The sequence below is a fragment of the Shewanella sp. YLB-07 genome (assembly GCF_009377275.1).
The window spans coordinates 66,175-80,877 of the sequence record NZ_VOQB01000013.1; the positions used below are offsets into that span (position 1 = coordinate 66,175).

Sequence of the window (14,703 nt, forward strand, 5' to 3'; positions counted from 1 at the left end):
TTATGTATTTATTTCCCCCATGTCAATTCAACAAGAGGGCATATTATTCTACTTAGGCTTAACTGGCTTTTTCAGCTTGAGCTGCCGCATCAACTACAGGGCTGGATTGCTGACTAGGCTCTACTTCAATCTGGTCTTCAGAAAACTCAGCTCTGAACATCTTGAAAGTGCTAACTATGCATAAAAACAACACGAACATCAGGGGCAGCGCGAAGATCAAACTGATACTTTGTAATAGATCTATGCCCGTTTTACTTCCCATCATTAAAGTCAGTGCCATAGCAGCTTGTGCAATAACCCAGATGATTTTCATTTTATTACTTGGATTATCAGTGCCATCTTCACACATGCTACTCAGCGTATATGTGGAGCTATTCAGTGAGGTGATGAAACAAGTAAACAAAGCAATGACAACACCAATAGAGATGACGGTTCCCATAGGGAATCCTTCCAGCACAATAAATGTTGCCGCTTTTGAGGAGGCTGCAGCGGCCGCAAGCACTTCAGGTTCTGATTGAATTCCTATGGTGCCAAAGAAAGCCACCCAGATAAAAATTCCAATACAAGGGATAAGCATTGAACCTAAGATAAACTCCCTCACAGTTCGTCCTTTCGAAACCCGAGCAATAAATGGTCCTACAAAGGGGGCCCATGCAATAGCCCATGCATAATAGTAAATTGGCCAACCTCTGATCCACGATGCTTCCTCTTCGGCGGCGAATGTAGGTAACATCAAACTATCTTGGAAGAAATCATTTAAGTAGTTACCTATTGTGTCAAAATAAACATTAATCATAGTGGTTGTTGGACCAACAACTGCAACCAAAATAATTAATCCAATCAATAAATAAGCATTGCAATCGGATAGTATTTTTATCCCCTTTTCCAGTCCAGTTGTCGTACAAGCTATGGTAATAACGACAATTACCCCGACCAAGATGAATGTGAGCCAAGCCGAATCAGGCGTGCCAAATAGGTAAGAAAAACTCACACTTAAAGAAAGCCCACTCTGACCTAGGGAAGTGGATATTCCGGCGATGGCACCAAACACACAAACAATATTGATGATCTTGCCTAAAGTGCCATTGGCTTTATCTCTGCCCCATGGAATTAATATATTACTGATAAGGCCATTTTCATTTTTACGGTACATTAAATAGCCGAGTACTAAACCGACTACGGAAAATGCAGCCCACGCCTGGATACCTTGGTGAATAAAACTTTGTTTCATTGCAAACTCAGCGGCGGCTGCTGTCTGGGGAGTAATACCTGTAGTCGATAATGGGTTCATATAGTGATACACAGGCTCTGCGACCCCCCAATACAACATCACAGTCCCCATTCCGGCAGAAAACAACATGCCTATCCATGAGAAGGTACTGAATTCAGGTTGCGCATCATCCGGTCCAAACTTAATGCTGCCGTATTTACTAAATGCAAAATAAAACATCACCATGACGTATGTGAAGGAGCCGGCCATGTATATCCAACCAAACGTATCCGTCAAATAGTTCATGGTACCAATACCTACGGTATATAATTGATCCGGAAATATAATTCCAGACATTACAATTAAGCCGATAAAGCTCATCGTACTTATAAATAACATTCGTCCTTGAGTCATACTTTCTTTATTGGTAATCATAAAGCTCTCCCGTAATTTATTTAATGATGACAAGTTCTGGTTCAGCACGCTGACTTAGCCATTCGGCACCGTCTTCTGTAATCACTATGTTTTCTTCATGAACCATAGATTTACCTTGCGCATAAACCATGCCCGGTTCCAACGTCATCACCATGCCGGGTTTCAGAACGGTATTATCGGAAGCGGTATTAGATGGACGTTCGGTTAACTCCATTCCCAGGCCATGCCCTAGTCGGCCAACATCATTACCTAAGGCACCATTAGCCTCTAACACCCCCCACATCGCCAGATAGATGTCCGTTGTTGTAGCCCCCGGACGAGCAGCTTCAAAGCCTTTGCTTGTGGCTTCATAAGTCGCACGATATGCCGCCTTGGTTTGTTCGCTCGCATAACCAAACGCCCAATTTCTGTCGAAATCAGAGAAGTAGCCATCACGCACGGCTCCGGTATCTATGATCAAAACATCACCCTCCTCGATAACCCGATCTGTCGGGCCCATGATGATGCTGTCATAGCCATCAGGACCAGAACCCGCAATAATATAGGGGCACTCATCGGCACCTTCGTGAAGCATATCAATGCGAAACTGTTTACAGATCTCACGCTCATTCATACCAACACGGGCATAGCGAGGGATCTTGTCGAAGCCAAGATTAGTGATACGGCAAATTTCACGGGTTTTAGCAATTTCAGCCTGAGACTTAATTTGGCGCAGTTCATGTACAAGTAGCGACACATCCACAAATTCTTTTTTCACTAAAGACTGGAGCTCAAGATAGTTATTCACTGGCATGCGAAGGTGTGACTCTATGCCTAATGTGGCCCCAACACGACCATAACGGCTTGGCAGTGAAGTCAGGGTATCGGCAAGCAAACTAACCCCATCATCTTGGGGTTGTGGAGAAGGCCAGGTAATGATGCTCTCAATCCAGGTAGATCTCATACCACTGGCACCTATTTCTGGAATGACCGCGATAGGCTTACCCTCTAACGGCACAATGACAAACCATGGTCGAGTCGGACTGTGCCAAAACTGAGTATGGAACCCAGTAAAGTAACGGACATTTGGCTCAGTTGTAAAAATCATCGCATCTAACTTATTCTCATGCATGATTCTTTGAGCCCGTTTGGCTCTATTTTCAAATTCGGATAGTTCAAAACCACGCTGTAAATAATTAGCCATGTTAAACCTCTTTATTATTGTTATTAGCTATGAGTCAACAAGACTATTGTTAACCTTATTTACACAATTACACTGAACACAAATATATTTAAAGTTAACTTTTGTAACCGCAACATTTCAGTTAACTTTATTCAACTGAAAAGAAAACAGAATAAAACCCATTAATCTTATTTATCACAAGCTTAACATTTGACGTTACCTTGCGGTTACATTCAAGACTGGAGTGTAGATTAAAATAACAGTACATTAGTTACATAAAGTTAATTTAATATCGAGGAGTGATAAGCTTGATTATCAAAGTAACATTATATTCTGTTCACGATAGTGACCTAGAATGAGCCCGGTCATATATAGATCTTTTATCGCCGAATATACCAATGAAGACAGAGAGTTTTTAAACTCCTATTTTAGATTAGCCGAAACAATTGCTGATTTCATAGGCCCTCATTGCGAAGTGGTCATTCACTCTTTTGAGAGTTTAGAAAAATCAGTGGTAAAAATAGTTAACGGCCACCATACAGGGCGTAAAGTGGGCTCCCCCATCACAGATGTGGGTTTGAAAATGCTGCGTGAATTTGAACAAAGCGGAGAAGTCACTCCTAAATGCTATTTCACCAACAGCAAAGATGGCGATCAATTAAAATCAACAACCTGTGTATTAGCAGGAAAGAATAATAAGCCGGTTGGATTATTCTGTATCAATATGAACTTGTCACATCCTTTTCCTGAAATTATTAAAACATTAATGCCGGATGTAGCGACTAGGACTGGGATAGTCAGTGAAAACTTTAGTTCAAATGCAACGGATGTAATTGAGCAAGCCCTGAAACATGCGATACAAAAAATTGAAAATGATCAGTCAGTGAACCTTAAAAGCAAGAACAAGCAAATTACCAAGGTACTGCTTGAGAATGGCCTGTTTGAATTAAAAGATGCGACGGCTATGGTAGCCAATCGTTTAGGGATAACTCGCCACGCTATATATAAATACATTCGCGAGTTCAAATCATAACCATTGAAAATAAGAGATACACCATGAAAAAAACAATCCACACTGAACTAGCCCCTGCTGCAATTGGCCCTTACTCACAAGGTTCAGCATTCAAAGAGCTGGTATTTACATCTGGACAGCTGCCCCTCGATCCCAAAACAATGGCCTTTGTTGAAGGCGGTATCAAAGAGCAAGCAAGCCAGTCTTTGGCAAACTTAAAAGCCGTACTGGAAGAGAGCGGGGCATCATTATGCTCGGTTTTAAAAACAACATGTTTTCTATCTGATATGGAAAACTTTGCGGAATTTAACGAAGTTTACACCGAAGTTTTTGGCACCGAAGCTGCACCAGCACGCTCTTGTGTTGAAGCCGCCCGTTTACCTAAAGATGCACTGGTAGAAGTTGAAGCCATCGCTTTTATCAAGTAATAAACGGCGTACAAGGCCATGATAAATGGCCTCTATTCTTATTTTTTAGAAGTGATAATTATGATTAACATCTCTGAAAACCGTTTCTACAACGGTAAAACCAGCCCTCTTTTTAATAAAGATATTGCCCAGCAAGCCCGACAATTTCACAGTAAAATTGCAGGCTATGCACCGACCCCTTTAATCTCGTTACCCCAGCTAGCTAAACAACTGGGCGTAAAAGCTATTTTAGTTAAAGATGAATCCCATCGATTTGGGCTCAATGCTTTTAAAGTACTGGGTGGCTCTTATGCCCTTGGCCGTGTATTGGCCAATCATCTGAGTGTGGACATTTCAGCTATCGATTTAAAAACGGTGTCATCTAAGCTAGATAAACCTATGGTATTTACTACTGCAACTGCGGGTAACCATGGAACGGGCGTCGCTTGGGCTGCACGAGAAATGGGCCAAAAAGCCGTAGTTTATATGCCAAAAGGTGCAGCACAAGCCAATGTTGATCGCATCAAGGCGTTGGGAGCCGAGTGTATTGTTACCGATGTCAATTATGATGATACCGTCCGTTTCGCAAGCCGCACAGCAGATGAAAATGGCTGGATGTTAATTCAAGATACCGCCTGGGATGGCTATGAACAAATTCCAACCTGGATATCTCAAGGTTACATGACCATGGCAGATGAGGCGCTGGAACAAGCAGCTGCTATGCCTCAGGGAGTGCCGACTCACGTTATGCTTCAGGCAGGTGTGGGTGCTATGGCCGGTGGAGTATTAGGTTACTTGTGCGATAAATTGGGGCCCGATAACTTTAAGACTATTATTTCTGAACCAGCCGCCGCAGACTGTATCTATCGCTCTGGCACCAGTAAAAACGGTGATATCACTTGTGTTAGCGGTGATTTAAACTCGATCATGGGAGGACTGGCCTGTGGTGAACCTAACCCGGTGACCTGGCCGATACTACGCGATTGCAGCGACCTTTTTGCTTCCGTTTCAGATAATGTCTCCGCAACTGGTATGCGTATCTTAGGTAACCCTCTTAAAGATGACACAGCAATAATAAGTGGTGAGTCTGGGGCTATTAATATGGGACTGCTGTATTTATTAGCCACACAAGCCGCAGAAATTCACTCTATTGCTACATCTGTTGATCTTAATCAGGATTCTGTGGTGATGATTTTTAGCACCGAAGGAAATACCAACCCCGAACGTTACCGTAAAATAGTCTGGGAAGGCATGTTGGCCGTTGACGGTCCAGCATAAAAATATCCCTTCAGGCTCATAACCCTGGAGGGATAGCTATATCTCGACATAACAGCACTCTGTCGAGATACATCTTATACCTTGGCCCCTTACTCTGCGTACAACAACCAATCTAATAACCAATCTTTAATCAAGTCTGATGACAAACTATCAATAATTATCTCGTTTTACTCAGTGAAATCAAAAAATATGGTCTCATCATTGATTTTTTATTATTGTTATTTTTGTTAATACTCTGGCTCTGGCTGAAACAAAAAATTTCAGCCCCGCTAAGCACCTAGTTAGTGCTGACGATACTTTACCTTAGATGCTTCGAGTAGAAACTTACGAGCAGGAAAGAGTGAATTTAACTCCCTGCAAAAACAATAAGCACTTAATATAACAAGTAAAAATATGCCATATAGGCGTATAAAGAGGGTTTGAGATGAACAAGACATGGCTTTATTTAGCAATGCTAGCGGCACCACAAGCGGTAGCCGGAGACTTAATACACTGGTGGGATGCAAGTGTGACCGCTCTATATGGTGAGGAGTACGACCTTGCTCCTTCCGATAAACTCACCACCTTTACTTTCGAGACTACCGGCGGCTGGAAATATGGTGATTGGTTCGCATTTCAGGATGTGACTCACTTCAATGGCTCAAATGTCGACAAAACCAGTACCACCTATGGTGAGATTTCCACACGCTTAAGCGCGGGGAAAATCTTAGGCCAAGAGATTGGCTTCGGCCCGATAACAGATCTATCATTGGCCATGACTTTCGAAGAGGGTGAAGGACCGGTAAAGAGCTTCTTATACGGTCTGGGCATGGATATAAAAATCCCTTACTTCACCTACTTTACCCTTAACACCTATCGTCGCCATGCCATCAGCAGTGGCAACATCAGCGACGGCTGGCAAGTAACCCCCGCATTTAGAATGGATTTTCCCGTGGGTAATTCCACTATCGTTTTCGATGGATATATCGATTGGGTATTCGCAACAGACAACCAAGGTTATGAAGAGAACTTCCACTTCAATCCTCAGTTAAAATACGATCTCGGTGCCGTTATCTTCGGCGAGCATAAGAAAAATAAACTATTTGTGGGTATCGAATATGACTACTGGCAGAACAAATATGGTGTTGACGGCATAGATCAGAACACCTACTCGGTGATCGCCAAATACCATTTCTAATCCATAATAACGAAGAAGGCGCCTGAGGCGCCTTCTTTATATCTGTATTACTGGCTAACTAGCTCTAACTCATGCTATTAAGCCAGTAACTTCTTCGCCGCGGCAACAACGATCGAGATGGCGCTCACCTCAGTTTTTTTCATCATAGCTTCATCAGGGATCTCCTGCTGAGTACGATTCACGATAACACCCGCAACACAGGCCGCACGCCAACCTTGAGAAGCACACATGGTAAATAGCGTCGATGATTCCATTTCATAGTTCAACACGCCCAAGTCCTGCCACTCTTGCATCGAGCCTTTGAATTGACGTGTCACTCGGCCTGAAACTGTATCGTAACGCTCTTGACCTGGGTAGAAGGTATCTGAGGATGCGGTAATACCGATATGTGGCTCAAGACCAGCTTCGCGACATGCAGCTACCATAGCGGTAGTACACTCAAAGTTAGCTACGGCAGGGTACTCCATAGGAGCGAAGTGCAAGCTTGCACCATCCAAACGTACCGATGCTTGTGTCACAATCACATCACCAACATTAACTTGAGGTTGAATTGCACCCGTAGTGCCGACGCGTAAGAAGGTCGTCACCCCCAGTTGAGCCAACTCTTCAACGGCAATAGACGTCGATGGACCACCGATACCCGTAGAGCAGATAACCACAGCTTTGCCGTCTATGTATGCCAGGTAACTGGTATATTCACGATGGCTGGCTAGAAATGTCGCCCCTTCCATCAATTCGGCGATGCGCTTTACCCGCTCAGGATCCCCTGGCACTATCGCCAAGCTTGCTCCATCTAACATTTTTTTAGTCAAGCCTAAATGAAATACATCAGACATTATGAAAACCCCTTTCAATTTTGATTATAAAATTCTTCTAATTTCGACTTTAACCTAGTATCGAAGCAGATAAGGTTAACTCGATCACACTTTTTCTGGCAACAGGTAAATATTTTGATGTAATCCAGTTACGAAAACAATTCTTTGGTCTATCGAGTCTAATTAGCATAGATGCCCATAAAACTCAGTAATATAGGCACTCCCATAGGGCCAGCCAGTTCAAATTAATTAATGTTAGCCTAGTTGACGCAGATCACATTCATCGGTAAAAAACTGAGCTAATTTAAACTTAAACCAGAAGAAAAAACAGCAGGAGGGATACAAACTATGTTTCCGGAATACAGAGAACTAATCACTCAACTTAAGAGTGATGACGCCCACTTTCTAAAGGCTTTTAACAAGCATAATGCGCTAGATCATCAGATTAAGGAGCTTGAGCAGCACAGCGCCAGCGATTCAAATAGTCAGATCCATGAATTGAAAAAAAGAAAACTGCATCTGAAAGAAGAGATATTTTCGATCCTGAAAAAAGCCGGATAATGTAGAACGCTTGCCGTGACTCGTCACTAAAAATGGGCGCTAAGCGCCCATTCAATTTATCGTCGTTTTTACCCCGCACTCATAAAATACCAATCGGTATAAGCACTAAAACGGCCACAACAAAAATACTGCTTAGGTTATCTCAATGCTTTGAGCAAGGCTTCACTAGAATCAAAAATTATCACATCGACTATTTTAAGCTTATCTAATCTGATCAATGTCGCCTTATCTTTCTCACCGGGTAGCATCTTAGTTACATCTCCATCCCTATCCAGCCCCATGGAAAAAGGCAGATCTTTCATCTGAGGAATAGCCACGAACCTGGCAATCAATGAAGGCATGCCACTGATATCCGCCACATACACTAAATGATCCTGGCCTTGTTCATTACCGTCCTTGAGCAGCTCGAGGGCTTCCTTGATGATATCGCCACCTTTCATGTTGCGGCTAAACAACAGCACCTCAGTACCAGAAGACACTACCACTTCATTTTCAAACTGATCTTGCAGTTGGAACGAGGAGATAAGCTCGCCTTCGGCATAGAAAGATGCCTGAGCAAAGCCAGCAAACAGGGTACAGATGGCAAAAATAAGTGCTCTCATGATTTATTAGCTCCTGAATTAAGTCATATAAGGCAACAGAGTATCCTACCCCAGCTGATATCACCGCAAGCGTCGCACCAATTCATGATCTTCTTCACGTTGAATCTCAAGTTGCACAAGATGCCAACTGGAAAGCCGGCAAATTACTAACAATATAACTACAAATATCAACAGATATGGGTAACATGATCATCCAGCCTCAGCATCTAGCTCTGCAGTTATTTTAAAGGACAAGTTATGACGGAAGATCATCTACAACAGGAGATCCAGCAACTACAAAATGTATATTCGCTGATCACCGAATTTTTAGTGCAATACAGTTTCCGCCTAGTGGGTGCACTCTTCATCTTCTTGATAGGTCTTTGGCTCGCAGCTAAAGTCTCAAACCTAGTCACCAGACAGTTTGAAAAACACGGCATAGATCTCACCCTCAGCAGCTTCGTCAGTAATCTGGTACGCATACTGATCATCATCATGGTGGCCATCATCTCCTTAGGCAAACTGGGGATCAGTATCACGCCTATGGTTGCTGCGATAGGTGCCGCTTCTCTCGGCGCAGGTTTGGCAATACAGGGCATGCTGTCTAACTACGCGGCAGGTATCACTATCATAGTGACCCGGCCTTTTGTGGTGGGTAATACCATCACAGTGAAAGAGGTCACGGGTATAGTCAAAGATATCTTCTTGGGCATGACAGTGCTAACCAATGAGGAGGGGGAGCAGATAAATATACCCAATAAACATATAGTCGGCGAGATACTGCATAACTCCTTTGCCAACAAGCTAGTCGAAACTCAGTTCAACATCAGTTATAAATCCGATCCAGAGCAGGTCACGGCACTGGCTGAAGAGATCTTAGCCGCAAGCCCTAATGTATATCAGGACAAGGGCGCTCATGTGGGCATCAATGGCTTCAACAGTATAGGTATCGAAATAGGCATACGTTACTGGGTGCCGACACAGACCTATTATCAGGATAAGTACCAAACCAACTTAGCCATTTATAAGGCACTCAACACCGCTGGCATCGAGATCCCATGCCCGGTAAGAGAAGTCCACATCGAAAGATAGCCATATATAGAGCCTATTTCTCTACAGGCCAGATCACACGTTAATTCGTTTTCCTTATTAATATTAAGTTAAGGCTTACTATTAATAAGGAGTTAAATCTCATCAATAATATACAAGACAAGATTAAACCAACTTAAATCGCATAAAATTCAATAAGATGAACAAAAACTTGTTATGTATACCTCTATTCAAACAAAACTATCACCAAAATAAAATCACTTAAAAGCTTAAGTGAATCTTAAGCACCACAAGGGTTTGACCCTATATATAATAAATTCAAATAATCATTATAAGAGATACTCTATCGATCAAATCCGCAGTTTCCCCCAAAATGCGTCCCATAGAAACAAAACACATAATGATTTTGAAATTTCCATTAGGGAGCACAAAGATGAAAAAATCACTACTAGCTATCGCACTGATGAGCGTTTTCTCATATGCAAACGCAGCAGATGTCGACAACACTTGGTACATAGGTGCCGGCGCAGGCCAGAGCAACTTCGAGGGTGTTGATGTAACAGGCGATTACCTAGGTGACGATAGTGACTTAGCCTGGAACGCTATCCTAGGTTACCAGCTAAACAAATACTTCGCCGTAGAAGCTGGCTGGCAAGACCTTGGTACTCTTGATGATAATCATATGCGTACCGACAATGGCCAAAACATCGAAGTCGACGGTTTTACACTGGGCTTAGTTGGCACACTTCCACTTAACGAAAAGTGGTTCTTAACTGGTGAAGCCGGTGCTTATCAATACCACATCGCCCATCAGATGACTGCTGACCAATATGTCAGTGATACAGATACCGCTGCTTACTTCGGTGCAGGTGTTGGTTACAACATCACAGACTCTCTAGCTATATCAGCTAAATACCGCCGCTTTGCAGGTATCGATGAAAATGCATGGAACACGGCAAATATGGATGCACAAACTGTAGGCATTCAAATGACTTACCGTTTCGGTGTGACTCCAACTCAGACTGCGGCCGTACTACCAGCAGTGATCAAAGAGACTAAGCCTGCACCACGTCCAGAGCCAGTCTACGAGACGAAAGTTGAAAAGAGCAGCATTGCCGTACTGTTCGGTTTTGATTCTTCAGAGCTAAGCAGTACAGCTCAGGCGAAACTTGACGAAGTCGTTCGTCTCTCTAAGAAGAATGACAGCGATGCCATCATGCTTATCGGCCAGGCTGATAATCAAGGCGATGCAAGCTACAACCAGAAGCTTTCTGAAGCACGTGTACAGCATGTTGAAGACTACCTGACGTCTCACGGCGTTGAAGTTCAGCAGCTAGATCACCAGGCATCTGGTGAGCAAGATGCTCATGCTAACTCGACTCAAGAGCGAGCTCTCGAACGTCGCGTTATCATCACTCTAACCAGTGAAAGCCAAGTTATTGCATCTTAGACTTGAGATGTAACTCTGGAGGCCAGGGATAGGCCTTTAGTGTGTTAGCGCACAAATTTGTCAGAGCATATGGACCCGACCACTCTAGGATTGAGTATCTGACTATAGAAAGGATTCACTATCTCTGGAAAGGAAATGCTAGAGGCCAGAAGACAACCTATTAAGGATAATAGGTTGTTGAACATGGATAGATAGACTTCGGCTAGGCAGGAAGCTAGTTACACAAGATGTGTAAGTCAGAAGCAGATGGAACGAGTTACTTCATTCATGCGGGATGCACCAGAACCAGGACGTACTGGTTTGAAGTGAAATTAATATAAACGATGAATTTGTACCAGATACGGATAACACAGTTTAATCAGGCGGAATGCCTGAGCCTAGGTAAGGATATTTGGGCTGTTAAACAAGATGGAACTTTTAAAAGGATTTAGGCTAAAAGGAAAGAATTTATCCCTCTTAATCAATACACTTGGTTAAGATGCAAGTTTGTGACCCCTAAGGCCAAGGATGGCCTTTTTTCACGTCTTATATCTATGCTGAAATCATTTTTTCATCTATAGTCAAACAGTTATGAGATCATACCTTAGAGCTGCTGGATGCCATTAAAAAGAAATTTCGATCTACTTAAAGAATGTGACCTAAATCTATTGATCGCCTTATCTGTGCTGTTAAAAGAAGCACATGTAACAAAAGCAGCGAAAGAGCTTGGCTTATCTCAATCAGCCATGAGTCAGGTGCTCAAACGCCTAAGATTAATGTTCGAAGATCCTCTGTTGGTGAAGAGCCACAACGGCATGACACTCACCAACAAGGCGACGGCTATAGAGCAAGATCTCAAGCCTCTGCTCAATCGAGTCATCAGCATACTAGAGGGAGATGAATTCGATCCGGCCACTGCGCAGGGGCGGATCAGAGTCATGATGAATGACGTTATCGCTCAGCTGTGTATTACACGTTTAATTAAAGATCTGGACAAGTATGCACCAGGCATAGAGCTTGAATATGTCACCCAGAAGACCCAAGGTTTTAAGATGCTCAGACGTGGGCACATAGATCTTATTGTCGGTTTTTATGACAATGTACCTAAACCAATAAAGAGTAGAGTCATTGCTCATTACCCTTGGCAGATGGTGACACTCGATAAGAATGCGGCTCAATATAGTGAAAGCTTACATCGAGGTGACAATGTCAGCGATGAGAGTCCATTTCAACTTCTGAGATACCTGTATCAGGAACATAATCAGATCCATGTCATCAATGCGCTGAAGACCATCAACGCCGAGGATGCATCTTACTCACTATCATCGGGCTCTTTAGGCACTATGATACAGGCCTTGACAGCACCCAAAACGGCAACCTTGGTACCTCATTTCTCAACTGGCGTGCTAAAGGAGCGTAATACAGAAGATTTTATCTGGCTCGGGGAGCCTATCGAGTTGGAGCTTAAAGTGTGCTGGAACATACATCATCGAAATAGTAAATTGCAGAAATGGTTTAGAACGCTTATTTCATCGATTCTTATTGAACAGTTAACCGATAAAGATGTCATTAAATGAACCACTCGGATCTAAAAATAATTCAACGTTGCGATCTTAACCTACTGCTGAGCCTGACAGTGTTGATCGAGGAGCAGAGCGTTTCCAAGAGTGCCGAACGCCTCGATATATCTCAACCAGCCATGAGTCAAAATTTAAAGAAACTACGCCATTTATTCGACGAAGCCTTGTTTATTAAACATGGTCAAGGCATTAAGGCGACGGAGAAGGCGCTGGCTTTATTACCCAACTTGCTGGAATGGCTGGAAATGAGCAGTCGATTAATATTGCAAAAAACCTTCGATCCTAAAGAAGTACATGGCGTCATTCGAATCGCATTTATCGATAGCATGACGTCCGAAATTGTCCCTCAGATACTCAAGATGGTGATGCAAACGGCACCTAATGTCGAATTGGAGTTCTTACATCAACCTAAAGATATGTTTGCCATGTTAGAGTCAGGGGAAATTGACCTCTGCGCCGGAGGTAAAGTCGTGCCCCCGGCAAACATATACGGTCGTCATATCACCAGAGATAAGTTTTGTATCGCTTCCAGTCCGGATCATCCCATCAATCAGTTGGTCAAGCCTAGTCTGGAGGAGATTTTCAGTTTCGATACAGCGGAGTATTCATCCTCCAGTGCAGCCGAGACACAGGTTAATCAGTTAGTGCAGGCCCATAACCTGACTCGAAAAGTCAGCTTCTCCAGTAGCTCTATGTTGGTTCTCAGAAATGGATTACTGGCGGGAAAACATATCGCTTTTCTTTCCGATACCATTATCCATAATACCTATTGGCAAGATAAACTGGCCTTCATTCACCATGAAGAGATGCCAGTAATTGAGAGTGCTTTGTATTGGCACGCAAGAGTCCATAAGGACCCACTCATCCAATGGTTTAAAGATTACTGCCTGAGTATAACCGACTCTTTCAGATCGAGCAGCAGCCTCAGAGACTGACCCACAAGATCCCAGAAGTGCAAAACACAGCCTAACTTAGGCAGCTAGAGACCCCGCTGCCATTCCTGCCTGAGTATGGTTTCCTGAGGTCTATGTATCGCACCCTCAACTTGGGCAAGCAACTCGCTCTTGTCCTTGCCCAATACACCTTTAAGCACCAGATAATTCGATGCATGATCCGAACGAAATATCGTTTTATTCAACTCCAAATTCTGCAACAGGGTATGCATCTCCCTGAACAATCCCATCTGATCGGGCAGTTGAAAAAGGCCGTCATAAGCCTTATCCATTCTCTGTGTGCCCAAAGGCAGCGTCACGACTAGAGTCGAAAGGAATTCTGGCTGAGCCGCATTCATCAATCGAGCCGAGTTTATCGCATGTTGATGGGACAAGTCGACACCACCAAGTCCGTTGAGAATCATCACAGAAGACTTAATACCGGCAGCCTTTATCTTATTCAGCGCCTCTAGAGAGGACGCATAGGTCTCTCCTTTTTCGATGCGTTTGAGCACCTCATCATCGCCACTCTCACAGCCGATATAGAGCAAAGACAAGCCTAGCTCCCTCAATCTAAGCAACTGTTCTGGGCTCTTGTTTTTCAAGTTTCTCGGCAAGCAGTAACTGCTTATTCTCGTGACTTGAGGCAAGTGCTCCCTGATCAACAAACAGATCTCTTCCAGTCTGGAAAAAGGCAGGCTCATGGCATCGCCGTCAGCCAGAAAAACACGACTTACACTCACTCCCCGACGAGCCACCGCCTTAATATCATCGGCCACTTTATCCAGTTTCTGGGCGCGAAAGCGTTTCTGTGGTGCCGTGTACATGTCGCAGAAGCTGCATTTATTCCAGCTACAACCATTAGTCACCTGCAAAATAAGTGACTTCCACTCAGATGGGGGACGAAACACAGGCTCGATATAATTCAGCAAGTTAACCTCTTCTAATAAACTCACACCTAATAAACTGTGAACTCGCTCTCAAGAAAGACTTTTATCTACTTATAAATAAGTATACGATGATTCAGTTCAATTTTCGTTCAGTAATGAGCTGTTACTATAACACTTCACCTAG

The 14,703-nt window shown here is 43.4% G+C and carries 14 protein-coding genes; 9 read left to right on the forward strand and 5 right to left on the reverse strand.

Annotated elements, in window-relative coordinates; translation table 11 throughout:
- Nucleotides 1–58: 58 nt before the first annotated feature.
- Together FS373_RS23705 and FS373_RS23710 are read right to left on the reverse strand one after the other, a co-directional pair.
- Nucleotides 59–1,645, reverse strand: a complete 1,587-nt coding sequence (locus tag FS373_RS23705) for a BCCT family transporter (protein WP_144048294.1) — start codon at nucleotides 1,643–1,645, stop codon at nucleotides 59–61.
- A gap of 16 nt (nucleotides 1,646–1,661) precedes the next feature.
- The gene (locus tag FS373_RS23710) at nucleotides 1,662–2,828 is read right to left on the reverse strand and encodes a M24 family metallopeptidase (protein WP_152830761.1); all 1,167 of its coding nucleotides are present in this window, start codon (nucleotides 2,826–2,828) and stop codon (nucleotides 1,662–1,664) included.
- Between the two features lie 334 nt (nucleotides 2,829–3,162).
- Between FS373_RS23710 and FS373_RS23715 the strand changes: the two genes are divergently transcribed.
- The 4 genes from FS373_RS23715 (at nucleotide 3,163) to FS373_RS23730 (ending at nucleotide 6,681) form a co-directional block, all read left to right on the forward strand.
- Entirely contained in the window at nucleotides 3,163–3,840 is a 678-nt protein-coding gene (locus tag FS373_RS23715) for a helix-turn-helix transcriptional regulator (RefSeq protein WP_144048295.1), read from the forward strand.
- A 23-nt stretch (nucleotides 3,841–3,863) separates the two neighbouring features.
- Nucleotides 3,864–4,247 (forward strand): RidA family protein, encoded by a 384-nt coding sequence (locus tag FS373_RS23720; RefSeq protein ID WP_144048296.1) that lies wholly within the window; start codon nucleotides 3,864–3,866, stop codon nucleotides 4,245–4,247.
- Between the two features lie 60 nt (nucleotides 4,248–4,307).
- Nucleotides 4,308–5,504, forward strand: coding sequence for a diaminopropionate ammonia-lyase (gene dpaL, locus FS373_RS23725; protein WP_152830762.1), 1,197 nt, complete (start codon nucleotides 4,308–4,310; stop codon nucleotides 5,502–5,504).
- 424 nt (nucleotides 5,505–5,928) lie between these two features.
- Nucleotides 5,929–6,681, forward strand: coding sequence for an ion channel protein Tsx (locus FS373_RS23730; RefSeq protein ID WP_152830763.1), 753 nt, complete (start codon nucleotides 5,929–5,931; stop codon nucleotides 6,679–6,681).
- Nucleotides 6,682–6,758: 77 nt separating this feature from the next.
- On the opposite strand, the gene udp is transcribed toward FS373_RS23730, so the two are convergent.
- Complete coding sequence (udp, locus tag FS373_RS23735; protein ID WP_144048299.1) at nucleotides 6,759–7,517, reverse strand: uridine phosphorylase; 759 nt, start codon at nucleotides 7,515–7,517, stop codon at nucleotides 6,759–6,761.
- Nucleotides 7,518–7,844: 327 nt separating this feature from the next.
- Between udp and FS373_RS23740 the strand changes: the two genes are divergently transcribed.
- The gene (locus FS373_RS23740) at nucleotides 7,845–8,057 is read left to right on the forward strand and encodes a YdcH family protein (protein WP_144048300.1); all 213 of its coding nucleotides are present in this window, start codon (nucleotides 7,845–7,847) and stop codon (nucleotides 8,055–8,057) included.
- 137 nt (nucleotides 8,058–8,194) lie between these two features.
- Here FS373_RS23740 and FS373_RS23745 read toward each other — a convergent pair whose 3' ends face one another.
- The gene (locus tag FS373_RS23745; RefSeq protein ID WP_144048301.1) at nucleotides 8,195–8,659 is read right to left on the reverse strand and encodes a hypothetical protein; all 465 of its coding nucleotides are present in this window, start codon (nucleotides 8,657–8,659) and stop codon (nucleotides 8,195–8,197) included.
- A 237-nt stretch (nucleotides 8,660–8,896) separates the two neighbouring features.
- On the opposite strand from FS373_RS23745, the gene FS373_RS23750 reads away from it, so the two are divergent.
- From FS373_RS23750 to FS373_RS23765, 4 genes are all read left to right on the forward strand, one after another.
- The gene (locus tag FS373_RS23750; protein WP_152830764.1) at nucleotides 8,897–9,730 is read left to right on the forward strand and encodes a mechanosensitive ion channel family protein; all 834 of its coding nucleotides are present in this window, start codon (nucleotides 8,897–8,899) and stop codon (nucleotides 9,728–9,730) included.
- Between the two features lie 391 nt (nucleotides 9,731–10,121).
- Nucleotides 10,122–11,138 (forward strand): outer membrane beta-barrel protein, encoded by a 1,017-nt coding sequence (locus FS373_RS23755; RefSeq protein WP_152830765.1) that lies wholly within the window; start codon nucleotides 10,122–10,124, stop codon nucleotides 11,136–11,138.
- 596 nt (nucleotides 11,139–11,734) lie between these two features.
- On the forward strand, nucleotides 11,735–12,694 hold the full coding sequence (locus tag FS373_RS23760; protein ID WP_144048304.1) for a LysR family transcriptional regulator: 960 nt from the start codon (nucleotides 11,735–11,737) through the stop codon (nucleotides 12,692–12,694).
- A complete protein-coding gene (locus tag FS373_RS23765) occupies nucleotides 12,691–13,632 on the forward strand; it encodes a LysR family transcriptional regulator (protein ID WP_144048305.1) in 942 nt (313 codons plus the stop codon). The genes FS373_RS23760 and FS373_RS23765 overlap by 4 nt, the downstream gene beginning before the upstream one ends.
- A gap of 44 nt (nucleotides 13,633–13,676) precedes the next feature.
- On the opposite strand, the gene FS373_RS23770 is transcribed toward FS373_RS23765, so the two are convergent.
- Nucleotides 13,677–14,561, reverse strand: coding sequence for a radical SAM protein (locus tag FS373_RS23770; RefSeq protein WP_152830766.1), 885 nt, complete (start codon nucleotides 14,559–14,561; stop codon nucleotides 13,677–13,679).
- Nucleotides 14,562–14,703 lie beyond the last annotated feature (142 nt).

Coding starts and splice junctions, on each gene's coding strand:
- FS373_RS23705 (WP_144048294.1), bottom strand. CDS start 1,645: ATGATTACCAATAAAGAAAGTATGACTCAAGGACGAATGTTATTTATA.
- FS373_RS23710 (WP_152830761.1), bottom strand. CDS start 2,828: ATGGCTAATTATTTACAGCGTGGTTTTGAACTATCCGAATTTGAAAAT.
- FS373_RS23730 (WP_152830763.1), top strand. CDS start 5,929: ATGAACAAGACATGGCTTTATTTAGCAATGCTAGCGGCACCACAAGCG.
- FS373_RS23715 (WP_144048295.1), top strand. CDS start 3,163: ATGAGCCCGGTCATATATAGATCTTTTATCGCCGAATATACCAATGAA.
- FS373_RS23750 (WP_152830764.1), top strand. CDS start 8,897: ATGACGGAAGATCATCTACAACAGGAGATCCAGCAACTACAAAATGTA.
- udp (WP_144048299.1), bottom strand. CDS start 7,517: ATGTCTGATGTATTTCATTTAGGCTTGACTAAAAAAATGTTAGATGGA.
- FS373_RS23760 (WP_144048304.1), top strand. CDS start 11,735: ATGCCATTAAAAAGAAATTTCGATCTACTTAAAGAATGTGACCTAAAT.
- FS373_RS23745 (WP_144048301.1), bottom strand. CDS start 8,659: ATGAGAGCACTTATTTTTGCCATCTGTACCCTGTTTGCTGGCTTTGCT.
- FS373_RS23740 (WP_144048300.1), top strand. CDS start 7,845: ATGTTTCCGGAATACAGAGAACTAATCACTCAACTTAAGAGTGATGAC.
- FS373_RS23765 (WP_144048305.1), top strand. CDS start 12,691: ATGAACCACTCGGATCTAAAAATAATTCAACGTTGCGATCTTAACCTA.
- FS373_RS23755 (WP_152830765.1), top strand. CDS start 10,122: ATGAAAAAATCACTACTAGCTATCGCACTGATGAGCGTTTTCTCATAT.
- dpaL (WP_152830762.1), top strand. CDS start 4,308: ATGATTAACATCTCTGAAAACCGTTTCTACAACGGTAAAACCAGCCCT.
- FS373_RS23720 (WP_144048296.1), top strand. CDS start 3,864: ATGAAAAAAACAATCCACACTGAACTAGCCCCTGCTGCAATTGGCCCT.